The organism is Chitinophaga sp. ARDCPP14 (assembly GCF_051362515.1).
GTDB lineage: Bacteria > Bacteroidota > Bacteroidia > Chitinophagales > Chitinophagaceae > Chitinophaga.
Genome location: NZ_JBKIXB010000005.1, coordinates 555,259 through 581,556 on the forward strand (window position 1 = coordinate 555,259; position 26,298 = coordinate 581,556).

Below are 26,298 nucleotides of genomic sequence, written 5' to 3' on the forward strand. Positions count from 1 at the left end.
AAATAAAGCTTCCCTGGACAGGGTTACCAAAAGGATAGCGTTATCCTTCACGATAGCAGCGCATTGCGTATCTTTATACCCGTTTATACCCGGAAAAAGAAAATTTGAACGTATGCGAAAAGAAAATTCCTCTAATGCCATCAACGGAAAGCAGCTGCGCGGCGACTGCGGCACAGCATATACCCTGTCGTTGATCGGCGGACGCTGGAAACCCAGCATACTGTGGCGATTGCTGGATGGTAAACTACGCTATAACGAACTGAAAAAGTCGATCACCGGCATTTCGGAAAGAGTGCTGGTGTTGCAGTTAAGGGAACTGGAAAACGACCACCTCGTTAAGCGGATCGTGTACCCGGAAGTGCCCCCGCGGGTGGAATACGAACTCACCCCGCTGGGATGGAGTATGGAAAGTATGTTGCAGCATATCTCCGACTGGGGAAACATGCACCGGGAAGATGCCATAGCGCGCCAGGCGTCCAAAGAAAAGACCGTAGCGGCTATGGCCGATAAAGGTTAAACCGTAAGTCCGGCGTCTTCCAGCGCACCGGAAGCCAGTGCGGTCCAGTCGGCATCATGTATATCCTTCGCCAGGATGGTTGTGAGCCGGTTCTGCACCAGGTTAGCCAGCGGCATCGGCGTATGCGATTTCCGCGCCGTTTGCAATACCAGGTCCATATCTTTCAACCCTAATTCCGCACTGAAAGAAGGATTACCGGTAAATTTACGGTCCAGGATCATGGCTCCATAATTCCTGAAGATGGGACCCGAAAATAAAGTAGTCGTGAGCATTTCATATGCCTCCCTGGGATCTACCCCGTTTTTCTCCGCCAGCGCAAAAGCTTCTGCCATCAGTTCCAACGCCCCGGCAATCATAAAATTACCCATCAGCTTCAGCACATTGGCGCTGCCCGCGTCTTCTCCGAGATCAAAAATATTGCGGGCAAATCCTGCCTCCAATAAAGGACGGATCCTTTCTTTAGCCTTAGCCGGACCGGAAATTACCGAATTACCCGCTTTCGCGGTCGCCGCCTCCGGACGCGCAAATACCGGCGCCCCTACAAATAACACCCCGTGCTTTGCATGACCCGCCGACAACTCCCTGGAAATATCCGGTGATACCGTACTCATAGACACATGGATACCACCTTCACCAAGGGCCTGCACCAGCGCATCGGTAGCTATTGCTTCCAGCGCCTTGTCGTCCGCTACCAGGCTCAGTACAATTCCTCCTTTAACGGCGGTTTCCTCCGGGCCGCCCACCAGTATAGCGCCCAGCTGCTCCAGCGGCAACGCCTTCTCCCTCGTACGGTTATAAATTCTTAAAGTGTATCCTGCCTTCAGCAGGTTCTCTGCAATGGGATAGCCTAAATGGCCAGTGCCGATAAATCCAATGGTTTCCATAATACTTCAGTTAATGACTTCCTGATTCAAATCTATCAATTCAAAACGATTAATAGGAACATATTTGGATATTGCTTTGTTAGTAAAGAAATTTCTGAAGTACTCATTTTCGCTTATTTAACGTATTTTAATACCTGCACTTTATAAACCGCCACCGCTATGAGAACAATCCATCAATGGCTGGACGAGTACGGCAGCAGCCACCGTAACCATACCAACAAACTGATTCACTGGATTTGTGTACCCGCTATTTTTTTTAGTATCGTCGGATTTTTATACGCGATCCCATTGCCCATTGGTGGCGTACGTTCCTACATTTCGGTAGCGCATGTGGTATTGCTGTTACTGATCATTTACTATTTGCGCCTCTCTCCTTCCCTGGCGGCTGGCATGTTGCTGATAGGGGTGATCTGCTTATGGCTATGGCGCCTTATAGCGGCCACTCAGCTGGTGATCTGGCAGGTGGCGCTGTTTATTTTTGTAGCAGCCTGGATCGGGCAGTTTATCGGCCATAAAATAGAAGGCGCAAAACCTTCTTTCTTCAAGGACCTGCAATTTCTGCTCATCGGGCCGGCATGGCTGCTGAGTTTCATCTATAAAAAAGTGGGCATCCGCCTGTAAATGCCTCATGTGGCAGCCGACAAATAAAGCCGTAATACATAACTCATCTCGTATAAGATAAATAAAATAACCAGCGCCCCGTGAAAGGTCCGGTTACTGATCCTGATGGCCAGCAGGCAGAGGACAATGTGCGTGATATTACGGATCGGGTATTCTATCCCGAAATGATGAAAGTAATCGTGTCCTTTTATCAGCGTATCTATTACATCTGCAATAAACGAAAACGCCAGCACCCCAAAGAACCACTTTCGTCGTGAGTAAAAGTAGTCCTGGTATCCTTTATAATCTTTCAGATCGTCGGGGTACAATAGTGCACAGAGCAGGAAAAAGGTGGTAATAAAGGAGATGATAAAGATATATTCCGGGAAAGTCCATTTCTTCAGTGCATGCAACGGCATTTCCCACCACCAGAAATGCACCAGCATCACAAAGATGTAGGCTACCCATGAAAGGTGTATCCAGTAAGGCTTTTCCCGGTTGGGATGCTGGATGAATTTGGCAGTGCCTTTGAGCAGATGTGCAATGCTGAGGCTCAGGATAAATCCTATCACCATTCTTACATGGCCGAATGTTTCCATAGCGGGGTATTTCTATGAATTTAATTCATTGCCCCTGAAAAAACAAAAGCCCCGATTAAAATCGGGGCTTATTTACCTAAACCTACAACTGTTACACTGTTATTGCAACAATATTTTATCTTGAAAAACTGTTTCCGTTAGTGCATAGCAGACGGATCGAGTTTCGCAGCTTTCTTAGCTTTTACCATGAGTACAAACGGTACGCAAATGAGGAATATCAGGCCCAGGTACAGGAACACATCCATATAAGATAATATGGCGGCCTGTTTCGTAACACTAAAATCAAGTAATTTATAACCTGTATTCAGTGCCTGGTGCGGGTCCATTCCCTTCGCGCCAAAACTTTGCTGTAAGCCGTTTACCCGGTTAATCACATCAGGGTTGTTGGTATCCAGTTTTGATACCAGGTCGCTCCGGTGCAGCATATTCTGGCGGGCCATAAAGGTAGTGATCAAAGCCACCCCAAATGAACCTCCCAGCTGACGCATCATACCAGTAAAAGCTGCTCCCTGGCCAATCTGCTGCCCTTTCAAACCAGACAGTGACAACGTGGTGATAGGAATAAAGAGTAATCCCATACCTATACCGCGAACGATCAGCATCCAGAAGAAGGCATCTGAGCCGGTATCTGCCGGTGTGATAATTTTATATCCCCAGAAACAGAAAACAAAGAAGAGGAACATACCACTTGCCACCATGTATTGTTGTGGAATACCTTTCTCCAGCATTTTACCTATCAGCGGCATCATTACTGCGGTAGTCAATGCTGCGGGAATCATCAGCATACCCGACTGGGTAGCGGTCCATCCCAGCGAACCCTGTGTGTACAGCGGGATAATAAAGGTAGATCCATATAATCCAAAGCCCATGATGAAAGAGAGAATGGTACCTGCCCGGAGGTTCCCGTTTTTGAGCACCCTCAGCTCCACGATAGGGTTCTTATAGGTAAGCTCACGCCATACAAAGAAGAACAGGGCCAATGCACTTGTAACGGTGAGGGCCGTAATAGTGGAGTCATTGAACCAGTCGTCTTCCTGCCCACGTTCCAGCACAAACTGCAAACTTCCTACCATCACCGCCAGGAGCCCTATACCGAGGAAATCTATCTCCGACATCGCTCTTTTCGCTCCGTACTTCGGGCTGCGCACAAACTGCAAAGTAAGCAGGGTAGCGATTACACCGATAGGAATGTTGATGTAAAAGATATAAGGCCAGGAATAGTTATCGGTAATAAAACCGCCTAACGGAGGGCCTAATGTTGGGCCGATGATTACACCCAACCCGTAAATGGCCTGGGCGATACCGCGTTTTTCAGGCGGATAACTTTCTGTGATAATCGTTTGAGAAGTTACCAGCAAAGCACCTCCACCCAAACCCTGTATGAAGCGGAATATGATCAGCTCCCACATGGCAGTTGCGTTACCGCAGAGGAAAGAGGAAACGGTGAATATAATAATAGACGCCGCGAAGTAGTTACGACGACCAAATTGCTGTGATAACCAGCTGGTCATCGGTACTATGATTACGTTACCGATAGCGTATGCAGTGATGACCCATCCGATTTCACTGAGCGTAGCGCCCATGTTACCACGCATGTCATTCAACGCCACATTTACGATAGTGGTATCCACTATCTCCAGCAAAGCGCAGAATATAGCGGTGATCGTAATGATCACCCTGCGTGAGCCGTATTCTATCAATGATTCTTGTTGCATGCAGCAATTATATTTTGAATGAGAACAACCCTACCCGGAGTTAATAATTAATGACGAACATGACCTTTCTGTTGAGGATCTGTTGTTAGAGCTAATCGATTACGCCTGCCTGTTAATTATTGCATGGTTCCCACTAATTATTAACTCCGGATACGTTGCTATTCATGTATATGATTAGTTGAGATGCACGTCTACCAGCACGTTCATACCCGGGCGCAACTGTTTTACCAGTTCATCGTTAGGGTTATCGAACTCGATTTTTACCGGTAAGCGCTGCACTACTTTTACGAAGTTACCAGAGGCATTATCCGCAGGCAGCAGGGCGAATTTAGAGCCGGTTGCCGGAGAAAAGGAAGTTACTTTTGCTTCCAGTCCTTTTTCAGGATAAGCATCGATATGCACGGTCACTTTCTGACCCAGTTTCATTTTATCCAGCTGTGTTTCCTTGAAGTTGGCCACTACCCATGGAGTAGTGCTCAGTACCACGCTGAATAAAGACTGGCCCGCCGTAACAAACTGTCCAGGTTGTACGAAGATTTTTGATAATACGCCATCTTCCGGAGCGAGGATTACGGAATAAGACAGGTTCAGCTTTGCATCTTCCACATCTGTTTCACGTTGTTTGATACCTGCATTGGCTACGTTGATCTGCTTGGAGGTAGCGCCGCTCTGGGAGCTAACCACGTTTGTCTGGCGGCTGGCGGCGGCTTTTTGCCTGGCCAGTACATCGAGCTGACGTTCAGCAGTTTGCTTGGCAGCAGAGGCCTGTTCAAATTCCTGTTGGGTGATCGAATGATCTTTGATCAGGTTGGCGTAGCGGTCGTAATCCTGGCTGGCTCTCCAGAGGTTTACTTTTGCTGCTTCGATCTGTGCATCAATGGTTCCTACCTGCGCCTGTGCGGTACTGATACCGGCTTCAGCAGCGGCGGTGGTAGCCTGTGCGGCGCCCAGGTTAGCCTGTGCGGCATAGAGGGCGTTTTCAGCCTGCTGTACTTTAATGGCCAGGTCGCGGTCGTCCAGGATCACTAACGTATCTCCTTTCTTCACTACCTGGTTATCTTTCACCCTTACTTCTTTCACATAACCGGATACACGGGGTATAACCGGGCTCACATTGGCATCGATCTGCGCGTTATCAGTTTCTTCATGATGCTGACCATGAACATACTTGGTGATACCGAATGCGCCGCCACCCAGCACCAGCACTGCCAGCACTATGACGAACCCTTTGCTTTTCTTTTTAGGGGCGGTTGTTTCCTGCATGTTTATATTGTTAGTAGGTTTTGTTTGAGTTTGCGTTTCCACGGCTTTGATATTTATTGGTTTGTTGGTATTATTTATTGTTGGATTCCAGTATACCTGCAGACTGTAACAGTTTGTTATATGCTACAAGTGCATCTGCCTTCGCGTACGCATAGTTGAGATGCGCCTGCAGATTTGCAACGTCGGCATCGAGCAGGTCTGTTGTGGTAGCCAGGTTGTTATCATGCTTGTTCTTCGTAATCCGGTAATTTTCTTCCGACTGTTCTATCGCTTTGATATAAGTATCCATCTTCTTGTGGCTCAGGAGGTAGTTTTCGTAAGATTGATATACGTCCAGGTGAATACCATCCACGAGCTTCGCCTCATTGGCCTGCACTTCTGCCAGTTGCGCCTTTGCATTACTTACTTTTGATCCTGTTTTCCAGAGGGAAGAAAGATTGTATTTCAGTCCTACGCCTGCATTTACCGCATTGGTAATGGTGATTACATTAGGAATGTAAGCTGCCACATATCCGCCGGTTACTGCGAGTGACGGGAAATAATCTGCTTTCGCTCCTTTGATTCCTGCATTGGCGGCTTTTTCACGTGCGCTGAGAGAAGCTGCATCTTTACGGTTCTGGTAAGCCAGTTGTTCAAACTCTGCCACTCCGCGGCCATCTACTTTATCATCTACTTTAAATACGGTGCTGTCTACCTGGATCACGGTGTTATCCGGAAGGCCCAGCATGATATCCATATTCAGATTCGCAATTTTCAGGTTGTTTTCAGCGTCCATCAGTGCCAGCTGGTAATTGGATTGCTGTAGCTCCGCTTTTAAAAGATCGTTACGGGCAAGGAGACCATTCTTTTCCTTGTTGGAAAACTCCTTCACTCTTTCATCCGACTGCCGGATGTTTTCCTGTACCAGTGCTACTGCGGCTTTTGCCTTATAAAGATTGCTGTAGGCGGCAATGGTATTCTGAATTACATCTTCACGGTCTTTGTCCACATCCAGCCGTGCAGCTTCTGCCAGGTAACGGGCAGATTCTTTACCGCTTTGTATCAATCCACCGGAAAAGATGGGAAGGGATACACTGGCGATACCATAAGCTGCCGAATTCACTTTGGGGCTTTCACTTTTGGCGCCACCATTACTATCATCTCCCAGCTTAAGTTTCATGTCGATGTTAGGCTGTGCAAGCCTCAAATAAGAACCGGAAACACTTACGTCCGGTAACTGGCGTTCATGGGCTTCTTTCAGTGAGGCAGTAGCCTGATCTACTTTAGCGTGACTCACCTTTAATTGTTTGCTGTTTTGTATACTCAGCGATATGGCTTCATTTAACGAAAGCGGTTTTACGCTCTGTTGTGCGGATGCTGTCTGAAAGAAAAAAGTCAGCAGTATTCCCGATGCAAGCGCATATAATCGTGTGTATATGCTTTTAGAATTCATGTGTTAGGATTGCTTTGAACAATTTTTTTAAATGTGTACCTACTCTGTTTTTCAAATACTCCCTGTATTCATCGTCATTCAAATCCTTCGCCTCAGGGTTTGTTCTCAATATATGTTTGGCAGGTATTACCTGATGAATAGTCCCGAATAAAGAAGTCATCAGCATTTCCACGTCTACATCTTTATAAAAGATGCCTGCTTCCTGGGCATTTGTAACGATGGGGCGCATCAGACCGAGCATTTCTCCTTTCAGTTGCCAGATAAGATCCCTGATCGGGCTTTGCTGGCTGTTCAACTGTTCACGGCTCATAATGCACTGGAAGTATTGCTCCCCGAGCATTTTGTTGACGAACCGGTCAATCAGACTGTTTATCTTCTCCAGTGGCTCCATCGTATCGTTCTCCAACAATTCATTGATGAACTTCCGGGAAGTCTCCATTCTATATTTGAAAATAGATTCCAGCAATTTGTCCTTTGAACCGAAATAATAGGAGATCATGGCGATATTCACATCTGCCTCCTGGGCTATATCCCTTACCGATGTGCCATGAAAGCCCTGATCGGCAAATAGCCGCTCCGCAACCGTTAAAATTGAGAGCTGTTTTTCACTATACTCTTCCATGTTCCTTTTTTAAATTTGACTTCACAAAGTTAAACAAACGTTTAATTTAAACAAGCGTTTATTTAACTCTTTGTTTAAATTTTGATTATTTACAACTATATATGCATGATTATCAATAAAATCACTTGAAATTTTAAGCTGTTTTTAATATTTATTAATAATCTATTAATAAAAGCGGTGAAAATCTTATCAATGGTGAGGTTTTTATAGTAAAATTTTTTAATTTAAGAGATGTAGTCACACTATCCTGTTTTACCATATAAAAACAAATCACATGCGTCCTGTTTCCTCTTTTCCGGGAACTGTTTTACTGGCCGGCCTTATTGCCGGTACCCTGGACATTCTTTCTGCGTTTGTACATTTTTTTATTGTTACCCACGGTCAGCCGGTCACCAGGATACTGGTATACATCAGCAGCGGTGTATTTGGTAAAGCGGCCTTTAGCGGGGAGCCGGCCATGATGTGGTGGGGATTACTGTTTCACTATCTTATTGCGCTCGCCTGGTCGTTTGTTTTTTTCCTCATTTATCCGAAGATACCGGGACTGCGTAAGCACCCGGTGGCAACAGGGCTCGTTTACGGGTTACTGGTGTGGTGCGTGATGAACCTGGTGGTATTGCCGTTAAGCCAGGTACCGCATGGACCACTGCGTTTAGTCAACTCCGTTATTAATATTCTCATATTGATGGTCATGATCGGATTACCACTTTCCTTCATGGCGCGCAAGTATTATACACGCTGAAAGCGGAGGGAAATTTCCCTCCGCTTTTGATTTTAATATTTTACGCCGGGAAATTCCTTTTGCGCCTGCAGGAACTCTTCCTCCCAACTGGCGGGCCAGCCGAAAGCAATGGTGGCCTGCGGTTTCAGGTTTACACCTGCAGCGCCGCTCCAGAAATGTATGAACTCTCCCCAGTTCATATCGCGCGTATAGCCATTACCGTTACGGGGAAAATTGGCGGCCAGTATGGTAAAGAAATTGTTTAATACTTTGGCGCCGCCATACTGATGGTAAACCGGGTAAAACCAGTTTTTAAACCATTGTGTACCCGGCCGTGGAAAATTATCTGTATTCTTCATCTGCGTATCAAACCATCGCTGCGCTTCCGCATCCCAGCCCAATGCGCGGTATACATCATATTGATAGATCTCCATCCACTTGCTGTCTTTCCATATCGGGAAGGCAGGCGACCCATGCACTCCTTTGGCGGCGCCCTCCACAATATGCCCCACCTCATGCACAGCGGCATCCAGGTTCCAGCCGGTATTACTCACCCAATCACCTTCATGCCCCACATCAATCACGTTGCGGTAGTCGTGACTACCATCGAAATAGGTAGACGGGTGCCCGCCGCCATATTTGCCGGTATGCAACAGCACAAACAGGCGGTTATCCTTACCAAAGGCGCCATAAGTTTTAGTAGTGTAGTTCCATACCTTCGTTAACAACGTGTCCGGCCAGGTAATGCTTTCAGGCGTTTCTTTGTCGTAATACACCGTCACCGACGAGTTGCTGAATACCCGGCGCATCACCTGCGCATGCTCAAACCAATGCTCTTTCCAGGTAAGCGGCGGCATAGCGGTAGTATCCTTCACCACGGGCGCCATCCATCCTGCATTTTTTGCAGCAAAAGTGGCAAGGGTAAAAAGACTGCAACCAGCTAATAATACATTACATAAATATCTCTTCATACAGGGATTTTATAAAAAATGCTAAATCGATTTTCTGATATCAAAAAAGTAGTATCTTAATGGTGAAAATAGCCAACAGGAATCGAATCAATTTTAAAAAATCCCTAACGGATTGTAAACAAAACTTAAAAGCATCGGGAGCGGACGTCGTTATCAAGTGAAGAACAGGAAAAGTCAACCAAAAGTAATAAAGCGAAGCATGAGGCATTCTATCAAGCTGTATATCCTGACAGCTGTTATCTGTATTATCGCGTTGGCTATTGTACAGTTTTTCCTGATATATAATACCTATCAGTTGCTGGACAGCCGTTTTAACTACGTGGAAAAAGGAAGGATCGGCGAAGCCTATAACCTGGCCATCGCCAATGATAAGCTGTTCCCGGGAGGACAGCCGCTGCTGGACAGTATCATTGTGCCGCAGTACCCTTACCTGGAACAACTGTATAACACCAACCGCCACGGCTTCGACACCGCCGCACAACACCTCGTGAACCGCATCATCCGGGAACTGGTAAAGCATGAGAACACCGACAGCATGCTGAAAGCCATCAAGGCCAACGACGGGATCAAAGATTCCCTCCTGTTTGCTTTATGCATTCACCGGCTGGATATCAAGTTCAAAGACAGCCAGTATGTAAACGTATACAACCGCTTTAAAAAGTACCCGCTCATCCCGGCCGACAGGCAAAAGGAAATGGGACTCTTTATTTGCGGCAACCTGCCGAAGCTCAATGAGAACAGCGCGGCATCTTCGCTGGTGGCCAATTCGCCCCTGCCCTATTCTTATTCCCTGTCGTTCTCATTTTACGCAGATCCCTATAACCGCCGCACCCTGGTGCTCCGGCAAATGAAATATACCATCCTCCCCGGCCTGCTTACCCTGCTGGCGGTGATCACATTGTTTGCCATCACACTCTTCAAATGGATCCGGCAAAAGCATCTGTCAGATATGAAATCCGATTTCATCAATAACATTACGCACGAGTTTAACACGCCCATCACCGCTATCATCGTTGCCAATAAAAATATCCAGAATGAAAAAACGCTGGATAACAAACAAAGCGTTACCGCGCTGTCCGAAATCATCCACCGCCAGGCAGAACGCCTGAAACTACTGGTAGAAAAAGTGATCAATATTGCCGCCACGGAGAAACTGGCGCTCAAAACCACCACCACCGACCTCAATGAACTGATCAGCGGGATACTGGCAGTGTATAGTCTTAATACCATGAAACAGCCTGTCCGCTTCCATTTTCACAACAGCGGCCAACCGGTAGTGATTGAAGCAGACACCTTTCATTTTACCACCCTGCTGCAAAATATCCTGGATAATGCCGTGAAGTACAACGACCAGGCAGAGAAGGTCATTACCATTACCACGCTGCAGGAAAAAGAATCCATCGCACTGATCATACAAGACAATGGTATCGGCATGAACGCTGCTACCCTCCGCCATATCTTCGAAAAATTCTACCGGCATCAGCCTAACCTGTCCAGGCCCACCAAAGGCCTGGGGCTGGGCCTTTATTATGTAAAACAATGCGTGGATGCGCATGGCTGGACGATTAAGGTGAGCAGTGAACCCGGTACTGGCAGTACTTTCGTAATTAACATACCTTCAAAAATATAACGCTATGAAACATCACATTCTGCTGGTAGAAGATGAAACGGACCTCGGTAACGTTGTAAAGCAATACCTGGAGCTGATGGACTTTACCGTCGACTGGCAACAAAGCGGGCGATCGGCGTTGGAGGCGTTTACCGCTACTCCTACTGCCTGGCATATTATTCTGATAGACATCAACCTTCCCGAAATGGACGGGTTCGAACTGGCGCAGGAACTGGTGAAAATACAACCCAGCGTTCCGTTCCTCTTCCTCACCGCGCGTGGTGAAAAGAAGGACCGCCTGTACGGCCTGAAGATCGGAGCAGACGATTACATTGTAAAACCATTTGATGTGGATGAACTGGTGCTCCGCATAAAAAATATCCTGAAAAGAAACCAGATCGTAAACAGCATCGCCACCAGCAATGCCATTGAACTTGGGGGCATGCGCTTTCATAAAGACTCCCTGAAGCTCATTGGTAATGGCAAGGAAACTATTCTCACCCCGCTGGAAAGCGACCTGCTGCTGCACTTCTATCACAACAGCAATAAGGTAATCCGCCGCGAAGATATCCTGCACGAGGTATGGGGAGCAAATGATTATTTTGTAGGAAGAAGTTTAGATGTGTTTGTATCCCGCTTCCGCAAATACTTCCAGGGGAATGAAAATATCAGTATCCGGAATATTTATGGGATTGGGTTCATGTTCAGTCTTACTTAATAAAAAAGGGCGGGCGCTACATCGCTTAAGGGCCCGCCCCTGCACATCTCTTACAAGATGTTGTGCCTGTTTATCAACCGTATCTTCATCATTTCAGTAATATCGTGCAAGGGAAAAACATATACAGGTGGGCATTGCCGCTATAGGTGTTTTTCATAGTGATACATAGTTAACAGGGATAACGGAAAAAAGTTCAGCGGGTGCAGCGAATTTTGTCTTTCTCAGGATTACGCTGATTTTACTGATTACCTGGATTTTTACTTTTGGATTTATAAAGGATTAAGGGAGATAGAAGCGGATATCGCTTTTATCTCCCTTAATTATCTTAATCAAATAAAATCCAAAAGTAAAAATCCAGGTAATCAGTAAAATCAGCGTAATCCTGAGAAAGACAAAATCCGCTTATTTCAGTGAATTGATCCACGTAGCAATTTTCGTGGCATCTGCCTGCGGCACCTGCGGGAACGGAGGCATTGGCGTAGCATAGCCAGGCCAGTTCTCCGCCTGCGGATTTTTAATCAGCGACAGTATCTTGGCAACAGAATAATTTCTTTTTGCTACATCACGGAAACCAGGTCCCACCTGCTTTTTATCAGGATTGTGGCAGGAAGAACAGGTGTACTTGTTCAGCAATGGCTTGATCTGCTCGTAGGTCAGCGTCTTTGCAGGAGCTGGTTTGGCTGCTGTGGAAGCTGCTTTTGCATCTGCCACCTTGGTAGCCGTAGTAGCTGGTTTGGCAGCAGAGTTTTTAGTGCTCAGTGCGGCAACTGCCAGCTTTGCACCATCAGGAATGTTATTCAGGGTGTAGTACACGTCAGGATGTACCAGTGAATAGGAATTTTCCTGGGTACGGATACCATTCAGCGACAGCTTATGGATGTAGTACTGGCGCAGCCCGTCGATCACGAGGCGAACCTTCATACCATCGGGAGATACCTGCACACCTTTGATGGTCAGCTTTTCTGAGTTAACAGTAGGACTGCCATATACCGGGTGATATTTATAGATAAAGCTTTCTGCATTGTAAGAAGCGATATCTTCTGCATACTTTTTATCTACCGGTAAAGTGAAAGTAATTTCAAAACCGTCAGGCATGGCGCTTACCGTTCTCATTTCAAACGGTACTTTGTTGTTCCATACCAGGCGTTGCAGGCCCTGGTTGGCATCACCGGCAGAACCCCATCCACGGTTGGTTTCACCTACAAAGAGGGAACCGTCTTTACCCCAGGCGAGGCGCAGTACGCCCGACTGGAAGCCGCTTCTGAAATCCCAGGCAGCGCCCTGGTATTCACCTTTTACTTTCTCCAGGAATACACGTACAATTTTGCTCTGTCCCTGATCGCCGATCAGCACTTGTTTGGCAAACGGACCAAAAGCACCTTCGGGGATGGTGGTGAGCTGTGCATTGGAAATACCTAAAATACCGTGTGGCAGCCAAACAGCGGGCACTTGTACTTCAGGGAAATATTTCTTCATATCAAACAGCGTTACAAACTTTTCGTTCTCTACGTTTTCAGGCTTGATAGCACGACCGTTTGCATCCCTGCGGAAACGCGGATCTACTTTGCTGTACAGTTCTTCCGTGGTGAGTTTTACCGGGGAATTTGGCAGATTGGTCCAGCGTAAGCCTGCGGGATGTCCAACAAAACTTCCCTTCTTCACGTGGGTTAACCCACCCGATCCCATCCAGTCGCCCTGGTTTTCTGTGTAGAACAGTTCTCCATCGATCATACCAAGTCCGCATGGAGAGCGGAAACCGGTCGCAAATGGTTCCATTTTACCGTCTTCTGTAATATGCATCATCCAGCCTCTCCAGGGTACCTTGCTTTCACCACGCCACCATTCTTCATCGCCAAAGGCAACGTTGCCGGAAACAAAGAAGGAGCCGTCTGTGCCCAGAACCGGACCAAAGCTGTACTCATGATAGTGACCGGATAAAGGCCAGGAGTATACGGTTTCAAACAGGTCCATTTTACCGTCCATGTTGGTATCGGTCATTTTGGTGAGTTCACCGCGTTGTGCGCAGTAGAGGGAACCGTTTTTGTAAGCCAGTCCCAGTACTTCATGCAGCCCGGAAGCTACTTTCCTGAAGTAGGGTGTTTTGCTGGTGGGATTCTCTACTATAAATATATCGCCGCGGCGGGTAGCTACACCCAGGTCGCCATTGGGAAGGGTGCATAAACCACCCACTTCCAGCAGGGTGCCTTCGGGTGAGCTGATACGCGCGATGCGGAAAAAGTCCTCTTCCTTCGGGGACTCCTGTGCTTTTACAGGCGTGATGGCCGTTGTCATCAGGAACATGCCTGCGGCTATTCCTGCTGTAATTCTTTTATAATTCAGTTTCATAATAGTCATTAGTGTTGCTGCTTAGAAGATAACCGCATAACCTGTTTTCGCCTGTACCGGCACTATCAGCTCCGCGCGGCCGTTCTGGTTGCGGATAATAGGATTCGCTTTGGCATCATCCATCTTCACATAATAAGATTTGTCGCCGATCACATATAATCCGGGAGACACCTGCTCAATACTATCGCCTTCGGCTATACGCAGATACAGGTCGGATGCAGGTTGCTTCACCGTAACGGTACGGTGAATACCCTGGTTTTCCGGGAGCACGCTGATATCGTCGGTTACCGCAGTACCATAGATATTGTAGCGGAAAGTAGGTTTGCCGCTTTCATCGAGTGAATAGCCGGTTGGACGGAAGCCGGTACCGGCGGTATCAGAGCTCCAGGCAGTTTCTTTGGTGGCCAGTTTACCAATGGCCAGCGCAGGTTGATTGGTAATTACCTGCACAGTACCCAGCGGACGGGAAGAACCATCGCCGCGGTCGTGCCACATAGGCGTGGTGTTCAGGAATTCGCCGCGCCACACCTGGAAGGGTAAGCCATTGTCCATATCGTAGGTGTAATGCACTTTAGCAGGACTGCCCACAGATACGGCGTGTACCACGCGTTTACCACCAGGTACATCCATGAAACTGCGCAACACGGTGTTTTCGTTGGCTGTTACCAGGATAGGATCAGTAGGATCATCCACCGGTACGTTGGCATCGCTGATCACAAATTCGCGGATACCGGCTTCGCTCACGGATAAAGTGATGGACGGTTTTGCCCAGTCGGTATTTTTGACATACAGCACTTCCACCGGGTAACTGCCGGGTTGTAATTCAATGCTGCCGTGGCCATCCCAGCCCCGTGGTGTGACAACAGGCTGGTTATTTACCTTCAATACGCCGCCGCCGCCGGAGGTATGCAGGTTAAAGTTGTATTTACCAGCGGTTTTAATGGCGATGGTAGTGGTGTAACGCACCAGGAAGTCGTTGTCCGGCAAACCTGCAATGTTGGAGGTCAGCAGCGCGGAAGTTCCGGTAGTTAAGGGTTTCAGGGTAGCAAAGTCGGGTTCTTTATCAAAGCCTCCCTTGTACACGCTGTATTTTATGCCTTCCAGTGTTGGTCTGGGAGCGCTGTAGTTATTGATCACGATGTTCCTGAAAGCTACGGTGCCGTGGTCTCCCTGGATACGGAGCGGGCCGGAAGCCACTTCATTATTTTGTACGGCGCCGCGGGTAGGTCCGGAAAGCACTACGTTTTCCTGGATAGTTACGCCGTTCAGTTCCAGCTTCAGGATAATGGCATCGGCGGTTTTATTGCCGGCGGCATCAAAGCGGGGCGCCTGGAATGAAATTTTCATGTGCTGCCATAAGCCGGGCGCGCGGCTTACATTCTGGCGGGGAGCATGACCGTCGTAGCCTTGCTGTCCTTCCGGTTTGCTGTCGTTCCAGCGTTCGTAGATCCCTCCGTTGTCGGAAGCGCGGGGAGCTGAAGTGCCCCAGCTGTCGAGCAGCTGGATTTCATATCTTCCCTGTAAATAAATACCTGAATTGGAGCCTTTGGACATCATATAGTCCAGTTCGAGATCCAGGTCGCCATGTTGCAGTGTACTGAAAAGGTCCTGTCCATGTGCATTCTTTTCAGGCAGGTTTACCAGGATGCCTGTACCTGCAGTTGTTTGCAGCAGGTTGTTCTGTTGCAGGTCTGCTTTAACGCCACCGGCTATACGCCAGTTGGCTGCGGGCTGCTGAAATGCAGATAAATCTGTTAATGGCAATTTGTTCTGTGCCATCATCTGTTGACAACTGCCAATACTTAAAATCAATACCAAAGTTCTCCGGTCGTACACACGTAACTGTTTCAACTTTGGACGGAACTTGTTCCATCTAAGCATAGATCTGGATTTTTTTTAAAAAGTTTACATTGATTGCTAAATGCATTTAGCTCTATAGCTAATACATCATTATTTTCTATATAGGCAACCCCAATTGTTAATGAAATTTAAATTCTCAACTATCGCTAAACGTGGGACTGGACTAATTTTGATCACGGGTGCCAAAATAGAAATTAATTACAAGAAAGTAGTCAGTGGGAGCAAAAAAATTACACCAGCGGTAAAAAACCTGGCGGATTTTGTCTTTCTCAGGATTACGCTGATTTTACTGATTTTTACTTTTTGGATTTTTTTTGATTTAATTATTAGGGGAGATATAAGCGGATTTTGTCTTTCTCAGGATTACGCTGATTTTACTGATTTTACTTTTAGATTTTATAAAGGATTAAGGGAGATAAAAGCGAATTTGTCCGCTTATATCTCCCCTAATTATTAAATCTAAAAATCCAAAAGTAAAAATCAGTAAAATCAGCGTAATCCTGAGAAAGACAAAATCCGCGACAATCTACAATACCAATCCGAAAGCCGCCAGTTTTTTTACGGTGCTTTCATAATCTGTATGGCAAACGCCGTTGATACCAAGACCCGCAGCTACATCGATGAACATGGAGCGGTCTTCCACATACACCACTTCCGCAGGTTTAACCTGTGCAATATCGAGTGCTATCTTATAGATATCTGCATCGGGTTTGCGGAAATGTACAAAGCAGGAAGAAATGTAAAAGTCAACAAAACGGCTGATATTAAAATGATGGATCCGGTGTTCATTCAGCTCCCTGCCTTCATTATTAACGATAGCAATTTTCAGTTTGTATTTTTCTTTCAGCTGTGGGATCAGCTCCAGCATCTCCGGGTACGGCGCCGACTGGGCAAACATAAACTCGCGGAAATCCTGGCGGCTAAAGGATCTGTCTTCATAAAACACTACGCGGCTCAGGTATTCGTCCAGCGTGAGTTTACCTTCTTCGTAAGTATCAAAGGTAAGGTGATGCCGTTCTTCCGTTTCCAATGCATCCAGCCCAAAAGTTTGTATAGCCAGTTTACGCGCGGCCCTGTCCCATCCGTTAGTTAATAATACGCCGCCTATGTCGAGGAACAGCGTCGTAATCTTTACATGGTTGTCCATCTGCAGAAAAATTTATTGCTACGCTAATGTAAGGATTTGTGCGGAGGTTGTCTTACTCAGGATTAAACTTATTACATTGATTACGCTGATTTGATCACTTTGGATTTTAAAAGATTTGGGGAGACGCGGATTTTGTCTTTCTCGCTGATTACGCTGATTTTACTGATTTTTACTTTTAGATTTTATAAAGGATTTTAAATAATTGGGGAGATATAAGCGAAAATATCCGCTTTTATCTCCCCAAATCTTTTAAATCAAAAAGTGATCAAATCAGCGTAATCAATGTAATAAGTTTAATCCTGAGTAAGACAACCTATTCTTCTATCTCCCCAAATCTTTTAAAATCCAAAATGATCAAATCAGCGTAATCAATGTAATAAGTTTAATCCTGAGTAAGACAATCTCCGCTTCTATCTTCCCAAAATCTTCTAAAATCCAAAGTGATCAAATCAGCGTAATCAATGTAATAAGTTTAATCCTGAGTAAGACAACCTCCGCGCTGCGTTATTTCTTCTTTTTAACTTTTCTTTCTGTTATATACCCGTTAAAACTGATCGGCGACCTGTCGCTGCTGGTTACCTGGAGCGATGCATAGCCTTCGCCGGAAATGCTCAGGTTCATCGATTGTACTGATCTGTGATCTTTGGGCTTAATGGTAATATTCCAGCCATCCTTTTTGCCGGGAGTGGCGTTATAGTCGAAAGATTTGGTTTTGAAATCCAGTGGCGACCTGGTGGCGCCATAGTCCACCGATGTATAGGCACGGCCAAAATAAGGCAGGTAGCTAATTACGGAGTCGGCCGCTACTATTACGTTGTACTCCGATGTAAGATTACGCATGCGGCCACTCATGGGCAGAGCATTCTGCGCTACAAAAACGTAATTCTGCGAGTCAATCAGGGATTTGATCTTAGCTACTTTATCCGCTTTTTGCTGCGCTTTTGTTTCCTGTGCAAAAAGGCCGGTAGATATAACGGCTCCCATCAGCAGGAGCACCATTGTTTTTAATACAAAGAACCTTTTCATATGGTAAGTTTTTACGTAAGAGGGAATGCTAATATCGTACCATAACAGTAAGGAACTTCGTTTTGTTCATCGCCATTGCGATACAAATTGAGCGTAAAACATTACTTTTAAGGGCCAATGATTAAACCCGGAAACATGCCCAACCCATATGTCTCGTTACTGAAAACCGCCTGGAAATATGCCCGGAAAGAGCGTAAGAAATACCTCCTGGTCTATTTCCTTTTCCTGATGGCCAATGTGATCTTTTCCCTGAACCCGGTGCTGTTCGGCTGGTTTATCGGGAGCATACAACGCGACAGCGCCCATCTGCCCCGGTATACAATGATCTTTGGCGCCTCCTACTTCGGACTTAAATTCCTGGAATGGTGCTTCCATGGCCCCGCCCGCGTAATGGAGCGCCACCTGGCATTTAACCTGAGCCGGAACTTCCTGCAGGAACGCTATCACCAGGCCCTCCATCTTCCCGTAAAATGGCACCAGGATAACCATAGCGGCGCCGTGATCAACCGTATCAGGAAAGCATACGAAGCCCTGAAAGAGTTCTTTGAACGCGGCTTTATGTACCTCCACGCGATCTGTAAACTGCTGTTTTCCATGATCGCCATGCTGTATTTTTCTCCCCTCTATGGAAGTATCGGCATTGCGCTGGGCGTGCTATGTATATGGATTGTGCTGCGGTTCGACCGCCCCTTTATCAGAACACTCAATGAAATAAATGAAGGCGAACACGTAGTATCTGCCACGCTGTTCGACAGCCTTTCCAATATCATGACCGTTATTACCCTGCGGCTGGAAAAGAGCATGGAAAACGGTTTACTGGCAAAGATAAAACGCATATGGCCACCCTTCCGGAAAAACACGGTGATCAACGAATGGAAATGGTTTGTAGCAGAAATGATGATTTCACTTATTTACTGTGTTATTGCTATAGGTTATGTTTTCCAGCATTGGGTACCGGGAGAAATATTCTATGTAGCGGGACTCGTCACCTTGCTGGGCTATGTAAACCAGTTCACCAGCGTGTTCCAGGATGTTGCCTGGCAATATACCGACGTAGTGCAATACAATACCGCGGTGGATACCGCCGGCAATATCAGCGACGCCTATACGCAGCATCACCGGGCAGATGCTGCACCGGAACTGCCGGCCGACTGGCAGCAGATCACCATCAGCTCCCTGAGCTTTTCGCACACGGCTACCTATGAGGATAACGCAGCGCCGCAACGCCTACACGACCTCCACATCCTGGTGGAGAAAGGGAAAAAGATCGCTTTAATTGGGGAAAGCGGCAGTGGAAAAAGTACGCTGCTGGCTATTTTGCGCGGACTCTATGAACCCGAACCCGGCGTGATGATACAGGTAAACGGAGCCGCATTACCGTTGGCTACCGTGAATGAAAGCGTCACCCTGTTCCCGCAGGAACCCGAAATCTTTGAAAATACCATCGAATATAATATTACGCTCGGCCTGCCCTTTCAGCCGGATGAAATCATGGCTGTGTGCAGCAGCGCCCACTTTTCGGAAGTAGTGGAAATGCTGCCACAGGGACTGGCTTCCGATATCCGTGAAAAAGGCGTGAACCTTTCCGGCGGACAAAAACAACGGCTGGCGCTTGCCCGTGGTATCCTCGCAGCGCGCAACAGCCAGGTGATCCTCCTGGATGAACCTACCAGCAGCGTAGATCCCAAAACCGAGGCCATGATCTACGAAAAAATGTTCCAGGCATTCTCCGACAAAGCTATTATTTCAGCCATGCATAGACTCCACCTGCTCCCGCAGTTCGATTATATCTATGTGCTGGACCAGGGCCGCATTGTGTCTGAAGGTACTTTCCATTACCTGCGCGCCAACAGCGCCGCTTTCCAGGAGCTTTGGAGACACCAGGAAAACAAATAACTTTTTTTGCTAATATTGCAGTATCATTACAGTCACGCTTTCATCCTATGTAATGGTTCTCTCCCTGCTGATATTACACTATGAAAACGCTATGCAAAAAATTTCACTGTACGACCTGAAACGTAAGCTAAGAAACAGTCAGGAGCCAGATGAAATGATCACCCTCCTCGGATATAACCTTTCGTTTTTTTCACGGGAGGAACGGTCGCAACTACTATGCGATTTACTGGAATACCAGGAAATATTTTTTGAGGCAGCAGAACTGCTGATTGAAGAAGGCGGGGCCGACATCCATTATAAAAAGGAAGGTATTATTCCAATCATTTTCTGTGCAGTAGGCGCCAATAAGCCGCAGGCTGTACAATACCTGCTGAAAAAAGGCGCCTCCCTTCACATCAGCAACGCCGATTACCTGTTTGCCATTGCCTATATCTTCAAACATCACCGGCTGGCGGCCATCACGGACATACTGCTGATCCTCATCGAGCACAACATCCACTTCAATTTTGTACTGGCCAGTATGGATACCCCTTTGCTGCTGGCTACCCGGCATAATAATAACCGGGAGGTAGTACAGTTTTTATTGTCGGAAGAAGTGAATAAATACGTGTATGACGAAGATGGCTTTACCGCTATCCATTATGTTCCGTTTGCCAAAGCCCCTCACCTGTATAAAGATATGATCACCTGTATGGCGGATATCCAGGTGAAAACGAAGTTTGCCACCAGCATGGAGCCCGTCTTTGAATGCGTGATCAAAGTGAGTGAACACCATACTTTTGAAGAGTTTATTTATGAAGCCCTGAACGCTTTCCTGGAAAACAGGCACCGCATGTACGATGATATCTTTGAAAAATACTATTACCGCCTTCACCTTATAGCAGAACATATTTCCACTATCCGCGCCAACGCCGGCGATAACGTATGACGCATTTTAATTTTGCAACAAAGTTGCAATATCTTATTTTTGTCTTCTTACATGATTATTAAATACCACCATATGCAAACATACGATGTGATCATTGCCGGGGGCAGCTATGCGGGGTTGTCGGCCGCCATGGCCCTGGGCCGCGCACGCCGGCAGGTACTGATAGTAGACAGCGGCAAACCCTGTAACCGGCAAACGCCGCACTCCCACAACTTTCTCACCCAGGACGGCGCTACACCCGCCGCCATAGCGGCTGCGGCCAAAGCCCAGGTATTGCAATACCCAAGCGTACGTTTCCAGGAAGGAACAATAACCGGCGCCACTCCCACCACGGAAGGCTTTACAGTTACCACCGCTGCAGGCGAACAGTTTGCAGCTAAAAGACTTCTGTTTGCTACCGGCGTAAAAGATGAAATGCCCGCTATCAAAGGATTTGCAGAATGCTGGGGGATTTCCGCACTGCATTGCCCCTATTGCCATGGCTATGAAATAAAAGACACCCCCACCGGTATCCTGGCCAATGGCGACGGCGCTTTTGAATACGCTAAAATGATCCGCAACTGGACCAATCAGCTGACTATATTCACCAATGGCCCATCCACACTCACCGCGGAACAACTCGGAAAACTGCAGAAACACCGTATCGCGGTCGATGAAAAAGAAATCACGGAAATCAAACAGGCAGGCGGGCAAATAAGTGAACTCCTTTTTAAAGATGGCAGCACCCAGGCGCTGAACGCTTTATATCACAAACCTGCCTTCCGGCAACACTGCAACGTTCCAGAAGCACTGGGCTGCGAACTTACGCCGGAAGGGTATCTTGTAGTGAACGAATTCCAGGCCAGCACGGTAACAGGCGTATACGCAGCCGGCGATGCCACTAATCCTTTCAGGAGCGTTGCCATATCAGTAGCAGCAGGAACCCTGGCCGGCGCGATGATCAGCCGGGAACTCATTATCAGTGAATTTGAATAAAACAGACCAGTGTGTGAGCAGTCATTTGTACATGTGGAAATAATTCTATATTTTAGAACAAGTGATTATTTTCCATTACCTAAATTAACCAGAATGCTCACAACACTTACTGTCTTAGCCGCCCTATTCTTCCTGGCCCACGTTTATCTCCTGTTTACCTCATTTGGAAAAAAAGGATTTCAAAAACAAAAATATCTATGGTCGCATATTACCCTGTGGATTACAGGAGGCCTGGCCTGCGTTATTGCCGTCCTTTTTGCCGGTAAAAATGTTTCCGGCGTAATCGATGTATTTGATACCCCCGGCAAAGCGTCCCTGCTTATCCTGATAGCACTGGTGTTGTCGGCCACAGCGCACAGCATCGTGAAACTGCTGGTGCTGCCAAAATACCAACGCGCCGTATAATAACGGAACAGATTATACGAAAATCCCCCGGCGGAACAGCCAGGGGATTTTTATATAAATCATACCTGCACGACCATTTATGTTCATTTAACGGTCCGTTTTGTTACATAAAATGTTAAAGGTGGAAAATTTTCTTTCGCCATCAACAATATTCATTATATTTATACCTGTTGATCCTGGTTTCTTATAACCGCCGGCGCTGACTGGCTACCGCAACACCTGCAATACTCCGCAGGTTCTGACAGATGATCACCATCAAAAGAAAAAATTGCGCGTTGAAATCATCTTCATAATTAATTATTTTATTAGCACGAAAAGAGAGACACATTTTTATGAATAAGAAAGATATCTGGAGATATAAATCTTTGGAGCAGTTGGAGAATAAGAGTTGGGCACCGGCCACAGATCAAGATTCGGGAATAGTTCAGAAATGTCTTGCCTTAGTTAAAGTACCAGTAGTAAAATTAGCCGCAAGCGAATTGCGGATCTTAATCGGACAATCCTTTAATCCTTCCTACCTGGTTCCTTTAGCGCTGGAGATATTACAAAACGATGTACTGGTAACCGCCGGTATGTATCCCGGCGACCTGCTGAAAGCTGTACTCGACGTTCCTGCTGCTTTCTGGGAAGAACATCCCGATCTTCACAAAAACCTGCTCGACCTGATGCAGGAACGAAGCGAAGAAATTGAAACAGAAATAGACTTACCTGAATTCTGGCGTAACAACCTGGTCATGTAACCATGGCTGTTTTCACATTCGCTATTCATCAAAATTGAACAACGAAAGCTGTCCTGACGGAGGAAGTTTCTCCTGGTTCATCGGCGCATCATTGAAATTAGACAGGGTAATGCCTAACAGGCGGATTCGCTTATCTTCCGGATAAGTAGCTGCCAGCAATTGCTTTGCCGTGTCTACAATGATATCGTAATCTCCTACCGGAAACGGAAAGGACTGATTCCGCGTGATCTGTTTAAAATCACTGTATTTTATTTTCAGGGTAATAGTGCGGCCTTTCAGGTTATAGCGCTGCAACCGGTCGTATACGGTTTTCCCGATCTTCTCCAGCTCTGCTTCCATATCGGCGATCAAGGTAAGATCATAGGGGAACGTATCCTCTGCGCCAAGCGATTTGGTTTCCCGGTGCGGCTGCACCTCGCGGTCATCTATGCCCCGCACAATCCGGTAGTAAAAGCTGCCCACCTTGCCAAAATGGGTTTTCAGATCCTGCTCCGACAATTTCTTCAGATCAGCCCCGGTAAAGAGTCCCATCCTTTTCATCTTATCTGCCGTCACTTTGCCTACTCCGTGAAATTTCTCTACCACCAGCGTTTCCATAAACGATTCAATAGACGATGGCCCGATAAACGTAAGCCCGTCAGGCTTGTTGAGGTCCGACGCTATTTTAGCCACAAACTTATTGACAGACACGCCCGCCGATGCAGTCAGCTGTAACTCATCCCGGATGGCCTGCTTGATCAGTTTGGCAATTTCAATGGCAGAACCGATACCCTGCTTGTCTTCCGTTACATCCAGGTAAGCTTCATCAAGCGATAAAGGCTCAATCAGATCGGTATACCGGGAAAATATTTCCCGGATATGCCGCGAAGCCTCCTTGTAAGCATCAAACCGGGGGCGGACAAAAATCAACTCAGGACATAACTGCAACGCTCTTTTGGAAGGCATCGCGGAACGTACGCCAAATTTGCGCGCCTCGTAGCTGGCAGTGGCTACTACTCCACCCCGGCCTTCCGGCGAACCGCCCACCGCAATGGCTTTGCCACGGTAGATGGGGTTATCGCGCTGCTCTACAGATGCGTAAAACGCATCCATATCAATATGAATAATTTTTCGTTGTATGCTGTTTGAACGGTTCTCCATTTCTACATCCCGGAAGCAAACATAAAGATATTCAGTATTTAGCTATTCAGGCTCACAAAATGATTTTTTTTACGCCTTCACTGCTAAAACATAATCCCTACCTTCACACCTTAAACTTTTCACCGTGTCCGGCTACGATCAGGAAATTTCGCACGAACATAAAAAATTTGAAAATATCATCTGGGAGGGCAAAACCATCTCGGGCAGGGAGTTCTACGATTGCCATTTTTATAAATGCAGTTTGAAGGAATGCGTTTTTGAAGAATGTACTTTTGATAAATGCACCTTTGAAGAATGCGATTTATCATTGATACAATTCAAACAAACTTCTTTCAACAAAGTGATCCTGCAACATACCAAAGCCATTGGTATTGCCTGGCATAATGCCCGCAACTCACTTACCGTAGAGTTTCACCACAGCCGCCTGAGCTACTGCAGTTTTTCGGGTAAGAACCTGAAAAAAGGAATCTTCCTTCACTGCCAGGCTGACGAAGCCGATTTTTCCGGCTGCAATTTATCGCAGGCGGATTTCCGCGGCACCGATCTGGCGGGAGCCCGCTTTTCCGACACAGACCTCACCCAGGCTAACTTTGTGGGCGCACAACGGTATGCCATTGATGTACACACCAATAAAATTAGAAAGGCGAAGTTCAGTTTGCCGGATGCGTTGTCGCTGCTGGATGGGTTGGGTGTGGAGATCGTGGAATAAGCGGAGGTTGTCTTACTCAGGATTAAACTTATTTCACTGATTACGCTGATTTGATCACTTTGGATTTTTAAAAGATTTTGGGAGATAAAAGCGGGTTTTGTCTTACTCAGGATTAAACTTATTTCACTGATTACGCTGATTTGATCACTTTGGATTTTTATATGATTTTGGGAGATAAAAGCGGATATTTTCGCTGATGTCTCCCCAATCATTTAAAATCCTTTATAAAATCTAAAAGTAAAAATCAGTAAAATCAGCGTAATCAGCGAGAAAGACAAAATCCGCGTCTCCGCTTTTATCTCCCCAAATCATATAAAAATCCAAAGTGATCAAATCAGCGTAATCAATGAAATAAGTTTAATCCTGAGTAAGACAAAACTCGCTTTTATCTCCCCAAATCATATAAAAATCCAAAGTGATCAAATCAGCGTAATCAGTGAAATAAGTTTAATCCTGAGTAAGACAACCTCCGCTGCCAAATATTGTTATAAAAATGGATTTTCTTACTTTGAGAAGAAAACCGGCTGCGTTATGATCAGGAAGAAAGAAGGCTTTCAGGGCCAGCGGATGATCGTGATACCGCGTAATATCCTGAGCAGGAAATGTGCCCGGGAAGCGGTGCTCACACCCTTGCACCTCACCGATATCGGTTATTATCCGAAAGCATTGTTCCACCACCGCAAAAGAGCGCAGGGGGCGGAGCAGCACATCCTGATTTATTGCGTGGAGGGTAAAGGCAGTATCACGCTGAAAAAAGAGGTATATACTATCCAGGCGGGCGATTGCTTCCTGCTGCCCCGCAAATGGGCGCATGAATACAGCGCAGATGAGAGTGATCCCTGGACCATCTACTGGGCGCATTTCCAGGGTACCAGCGCAGATGGGATCGTACAATCGGCGGTCAGGGAATGGAATGGCAACCGGGTATTCCTTCCCCATTCCCCGGAACGGATCCAGCTGTTTGAACAGATCTATCACCAACTGCAGCGGGGTTACCGCGATGAAAACCTGGTGTGGTCCAACATGAATTTCTGGTCGTTCCTGTCGTCCTGCATTTACCCGGATTTCACACAGCCCGGAAAGCCCGCCCAGCAACACGATGCCATTGACCAGTGCATCGATTATATGAATAAACACCTCGATCAGATGCTTACCCTGCAACAGATGGCACAGGCGGTAAACCTCTCCCAATCGCACTTCTCCTATCTCTTTAAAACCAATACGGGCTTCTCTCCCATCGAATACTTCAACCAGCTGAAGGTCCAAAAGGCTTGCCAGTACCTGCTCTTCACCCAATCACGTATCAAGGAAATAGCCGCCCTGCTTGGCATGGAAGATCCTTATTACTTTTCCCGGATGTTTACCAAGGTGATGGGTGTATCACCCAATCAGTACAGGGAAAGGAAGTTCTGACCGTAAGATAATCCATCATAATCAGCATATCATCTAGCCACTATTCGATGGTCCCGGCTTAT

25 protein-coding genes are annotated in these 26,298 nt (G+C 46.7%); 13 read left to right on the forward strand and 12 right to left on the reverse strand.

The window, feature by feature from the left end; all coding sequences use genetic code 11:
• Window positions 1-112 precede the first annotated feature (112 nt).
• Complete coding sequence (locus tag ACLHR0_RS17110; protein ID WP_370907461.1) at window positions 113-517, forward strand: winged helix-turn-helix transcriptional regulator; 405 nt, start codon at window positions 113-115, stop codon at window positions 515-517.
• Here ACLHR0_RS17110 and ACLHR0_RS17115 read toward each other — a convergent pair.
• Window positions 514-1,401, reverse strand: coding sequence for an NAD(P)-dependent oxidoreductase (locus ACLHR0_RS17115; RefSeq protein WP_436488172.1), 888 nt, complete (start codon window positions 1,399-1,401; stop codon window positions 514-516). The two genes, ACLHR0_RS17110 and ACLHR0_RS17115, sit on opposite strands and share 4 nt — an antisense overlap.
• Before the next feature lie 159 nt (window positions 1,402-1,560).
• Here ACLHR0_RS17115 and ACLHR0_RS17120 point away from each other — a divergent pair, with 159 nt between their 5' ends.
• The gene (locus tag ACLHR0_RS17120) at window positions 1,561-2,022 is read left to right on the forward strand and encodes a DUF962 domain-containing protein (protein ID WP_370907464.1); all 462 of its coding nucleotides are present in this window, start codon (window positions 1,561-1,563) and stop codon (window positions 2,020-2,022) included.
• 5 nt (window positions 2,023-2,027) lie between these two features.
• On the opposite strand, the gene ACLHR0_RS17125 is transcribed toward ACLHR0_RS17120, so the two are convergent.
• From ACLHR0_RS17125 to ACLHR0_RS17145, 5 genes are all read right to left on the reverse strand, one after another.
• Window positions 2,028-2,600, reverse strand: a complete 573-nt coding sequence (locus tag ACLHR0_RS17125; protein ID WP_370907465.1) for a hypothetical protein — start codon at window positions 2,598-2,600, stop codon at window positions 2,028-2,030.
• A 137-nt stretch (window positions 2,601-2,737) separates the two neighbouring features.
• Window positions 2,738-4,315, reverse strand: coding sequence for a DHA2 family efflux MFS transporter permease subunit (locus tag ACLHR0_RS17130; protein WP_370907466.1), 1,578 nt, complete (start codon window positions 4,313-4,315; stop codon window positions 2,738-2,740).
• Between the two features lie 174 nt (window positions 4,316-4,489).
• Window positions 4,490-5,578, reverse strand: coding sequence for an HlyD family secretion protein (locus ACLHR0_RS17135; RefSeq protein WP_370907467.1), 1,089 nt, complete (start codon window positions 5,576-5,578; stop codon window positions 4,490-4,492).
• Between the two features lie 70 nt (window positions 5,579-5,648).
• The gene (locus ACLHR0_RS17140; RefSeq protein WP_370907468.1) at window positions 5,649-7,010 is read right to left on the reverse strand and encodes a TolC family protein; all 1,362 of its coding nucleotides are present in this window, start codon (window positions 7,008-7,010) and stop codon (window positions 5,649-5,651) included.
• A complete protein-coding gene (locus ACLHR0_RS17145) occupies window positions 7,000-7,632 on the reverse strand; it encodes a TetR/AcrR family transcriptional regulator (RefSeq protein WP_429049639.1) in 633 nt (210 codons plus the stop codon). Before ACLHR0_RS17145 ends, ACLHR0_RS17140 begins: the two co-directional genes overlap by 11 nt.
• A gap of 274 nt (window positions 7,633-7,906) precedes the next feature.
• Between ACLHR0_RS17145 and ACLHR0_RS17150 the strand changes: the two genes are divergently transcribed.
• The gene (locus ACLHR0_RS17150) at window positions 7,907-8,374 is read left to right on the forward strand and encodes a hypothetical protein (protein WP_429049642.1); all 468 of its coding nucleotides are present in this window, start codon (window positions 7,907-7,909) and stop codon (window positions 8,372-8,374) included.
• Window positions 8,375-8,406: 32 nt separating this feature from the next.
• Here ACLHR0_RS17150 and ACLHR0_RS17155 read toward each other — a convergent pair whose 3' ends face one another.
• Window positions 8,407-9,324, reverse strand: coding sequence for a hypothetical protein (locus ACLHR0_RS17155; protein ID WP_436488177.1), 918 nt, complete (start codon window positions 9,322-9,324; stop codon window positions 8,407-8,409).
• A gap of 199 nt (window positions 9,325-9,523) precedes the next feature.
• Between ACLHR0_RS17155 and ACLHR0_RS17160 the strand changes: the two genes are divergently transcribed.
• Both ACLHR0_RS17160 and ACLHR0_RS17165 read left to right on the forward strand, forming a co-directional pair.
• Window positions 9,524-10,954: a sensor histidine kinase gene (locus ACLHR0_RS17160; protein ID WP_436488179.1), complete on the forward strand. Its 1,431-nt coding sequence runs from the start codon at window positions 9,524-9,526 to the stop codon at window positions 10,952-10,954.
• A gap of 4 nt (window positions 10,955-10,958) precedes the next feature.
• Window positions 10,959-11,651, forward strand: coding sequence for a response regulator transcription factor (locus ACLHR0_RS17165; protein WP_370907473.1), 693 nt, complete (start codon window positions 10,959-10,961; stop codon window positions 11,649-11,651).
• Between the two features lie 402 nt (window positions 11,652-12,053).
• Here the strand turns inward: ACLHR0_RS17165 and ACLHR0_RS17170 are convergent, their stop codons facing one another.
• Both ACLHR0_RS17170 and ACLHR0_RS17175 read right to left on the reverse strand, forming a co-directional pair.
• On the reverse strand, window positions 12,054-13,997 hold the full coding sequence (locus tag ACLHR0_RS17170) for a hypothetical protein (RefSeq protein WP_436488181.1): 1,944 nt from the start codon (window positions 13,995-13,997) through the stop codon (window positions 12,054-12,056).
• A gap of 21 nt (window positions 13,998-14,018) precedes the next feature.
• A complete protein-coding gene (locus tag ACLHR0_RS17175; protein ID WP_436488182.1) occupies window positions 14,019-15,878 on the reverse strand; it encodes a family 16 glycoside hydrolase in 1,860 nt (619 codons plus the stop codon).
• 100 nt (window positions 15,879-15,978) lie between these two features.
• Between ACLHR0_RS17175 and ACLHR0_RS17180 the strand changes: the two genes are divergently transcribed.
• Window positions 15,979-16,314, forward strand: coding sequence for a hypothetical protein (locus ACLHR0_RS17180; RefSeq protein WP_436488184.1), 336 nt, complete (start codon window positions 15,979-15,981; stop codon window positions 16,312-16,314).
• A gap of 69 nt (window positions 16,315-16,383) precedes the next feature.
• Here ACLHR0_RS17180 and ACLHR0_RS17185 read toward each other — a convergent pair whose 3' ends face one another.
• Both ACLHR0_RS17185 and ACLHR0_RS17190 read right to left on the reverse strand, forming a co-directional pair.
• The gene (locus ACLHR0_RS17185; RefSeq protein ID WP_436488186.1) at window positions 16,384-17,004 is read right to left on the reverse strand and encodes an HAD family hydrolase; all 621 of its coding nucleotides are present in this window, start codon (window positions 17,002-17,004) and stop codon (window positions 16,384-16,386) included.
• 504 nt (window positions 17,005-17,508) lie between these two features.
• A complete protein-coding gene (locus ACLHR0_RS17190) occupies window positions 17,509-18,030 on the reverse strand; it encodes a DUF4251 domain-containing protein (protein WP_436488187.1) in 522 nt (173 codons plus the stop codon).
• Window positions 18,031-18,165: 135 nt separating this feature from the next.
• Between ACLHR0_RS17190 and ACLHR0_RS17195 the strand changes: the two genes are divergently transcribed.
• The 5 genes from ACLHR0_RS17195 (at window position 18,166) to ACLHR0_RS17215 (ending at window position 22,974) form a co-directional block, all read left to right on the forward strand.
• A complete protein-coding gene (locus tag ACLHR0_RS17195; RefSeq protein WP_436488189.1) occupies window positions 18,166-19,926 on the forward strand; it encodes an ABC transporter ATP-binding protein in 1,761 nt (586 codons plus the stop codon).
• 91 nt (window positions 19,927-20,017) lie between these two features.
• The gene (locus ACLHR0_RS17200) at window positions 20,018-20,854 is read left to right on the forward strand and encodes an ankyrin repeat domain-containing protein (protein WP_436488191.1); all 837 of its coding nucleotides are present in this window, start codon (window positions 20,018-20,020) and stop codon (window positions 20,852-20,854) included.
• A 72-nt stretch (window positions 20,855-20,926) separates the two neighbouring features.
• The gene (locus ACLHR0_RS17205; protein ID WP_436488193.1) at window positions 20,927-21,829 is read left to right on the forward strand and encodes an NAD(P)/FAD-dependent oxidoreductase; all 903 of its coding nucleotides are present in this window, start codon (window positions 20,927-20,929) and stop codon (window positions 21,827-21,829) included.
• 93 nt (window positions 21,830-21,922) lie between these two features.
• A complete protein-coding gene (locus ACLHR0_RS17210) occupies window positions 21,923-22,234 on the forward strand; it encodes a hypothetical protein (protein ID WP_429049667.1) in 312 nt (103 codons plus the stop codon).
• Window positions 22,235-22,566: 332 nt separating this feature from the next.
• Window positions 22,567-22,974 carry a contact-dependent growth inhibition system immunity protein gene (locus ACLHR0_RS17215; RefSeq protein ID WP_370907483.1) on the forward strand — a complete coding sequence of 136 codons (408 nt, stop codon included), beginning with the start codon at window positions 22,567-22,569 and terminating at the stop codon, window positions 22,972-22,974.
• A 21-nt stretch (window positions 22,975-22,995) separates the two neighbouring features.
• On the opposite strand, the gene dinB is transcribed toward ACLHR0_RS17215, so the two are convergent.
• Window positions 22,996-24,114 (reverse strand): DNA polymerase IV, encoded by a 1,119-nt coding sequence (gene dinB / locus ACLHR0_RS17220; RefSeq protein WP_429049670.1) that lies wholly within the window; start codon window positions 24,112-24,114, stop codon window positions 22,996-22,998.
• Between the two features lie 124 nt (window positions 24,115-24,238).
• Here dinB and ACLHR0_RS17225 point away from each other — a divergent pair, with 124 nt between their 5' ends.
• On the forward strand, window positions 24,239-24,823 hold the full coding sequence (locus ACLHR0_RS17225) for a pentapeptide repeat-containing protein (RefSeq protein ID WP_429063649.1): 585 nt from the start codon (window positions 24,239-24,241) through the stop codon (window positions 24,821-24,823).
• Window positions 24,824-25,354: 531 nt separating this feature from the next.
• Entirely contained in the window at window positions 25,355-26,236 is an 882-nt protein-coding gene (locus ACLHR0_RS17230) for a helix-turn-helix domain-containing protein (protein ID WP_436488196.1), read from the forward strand.
• The last annotated feature ends 62 nt before the right edge of the window (window positions 26,237-26,298 follow it).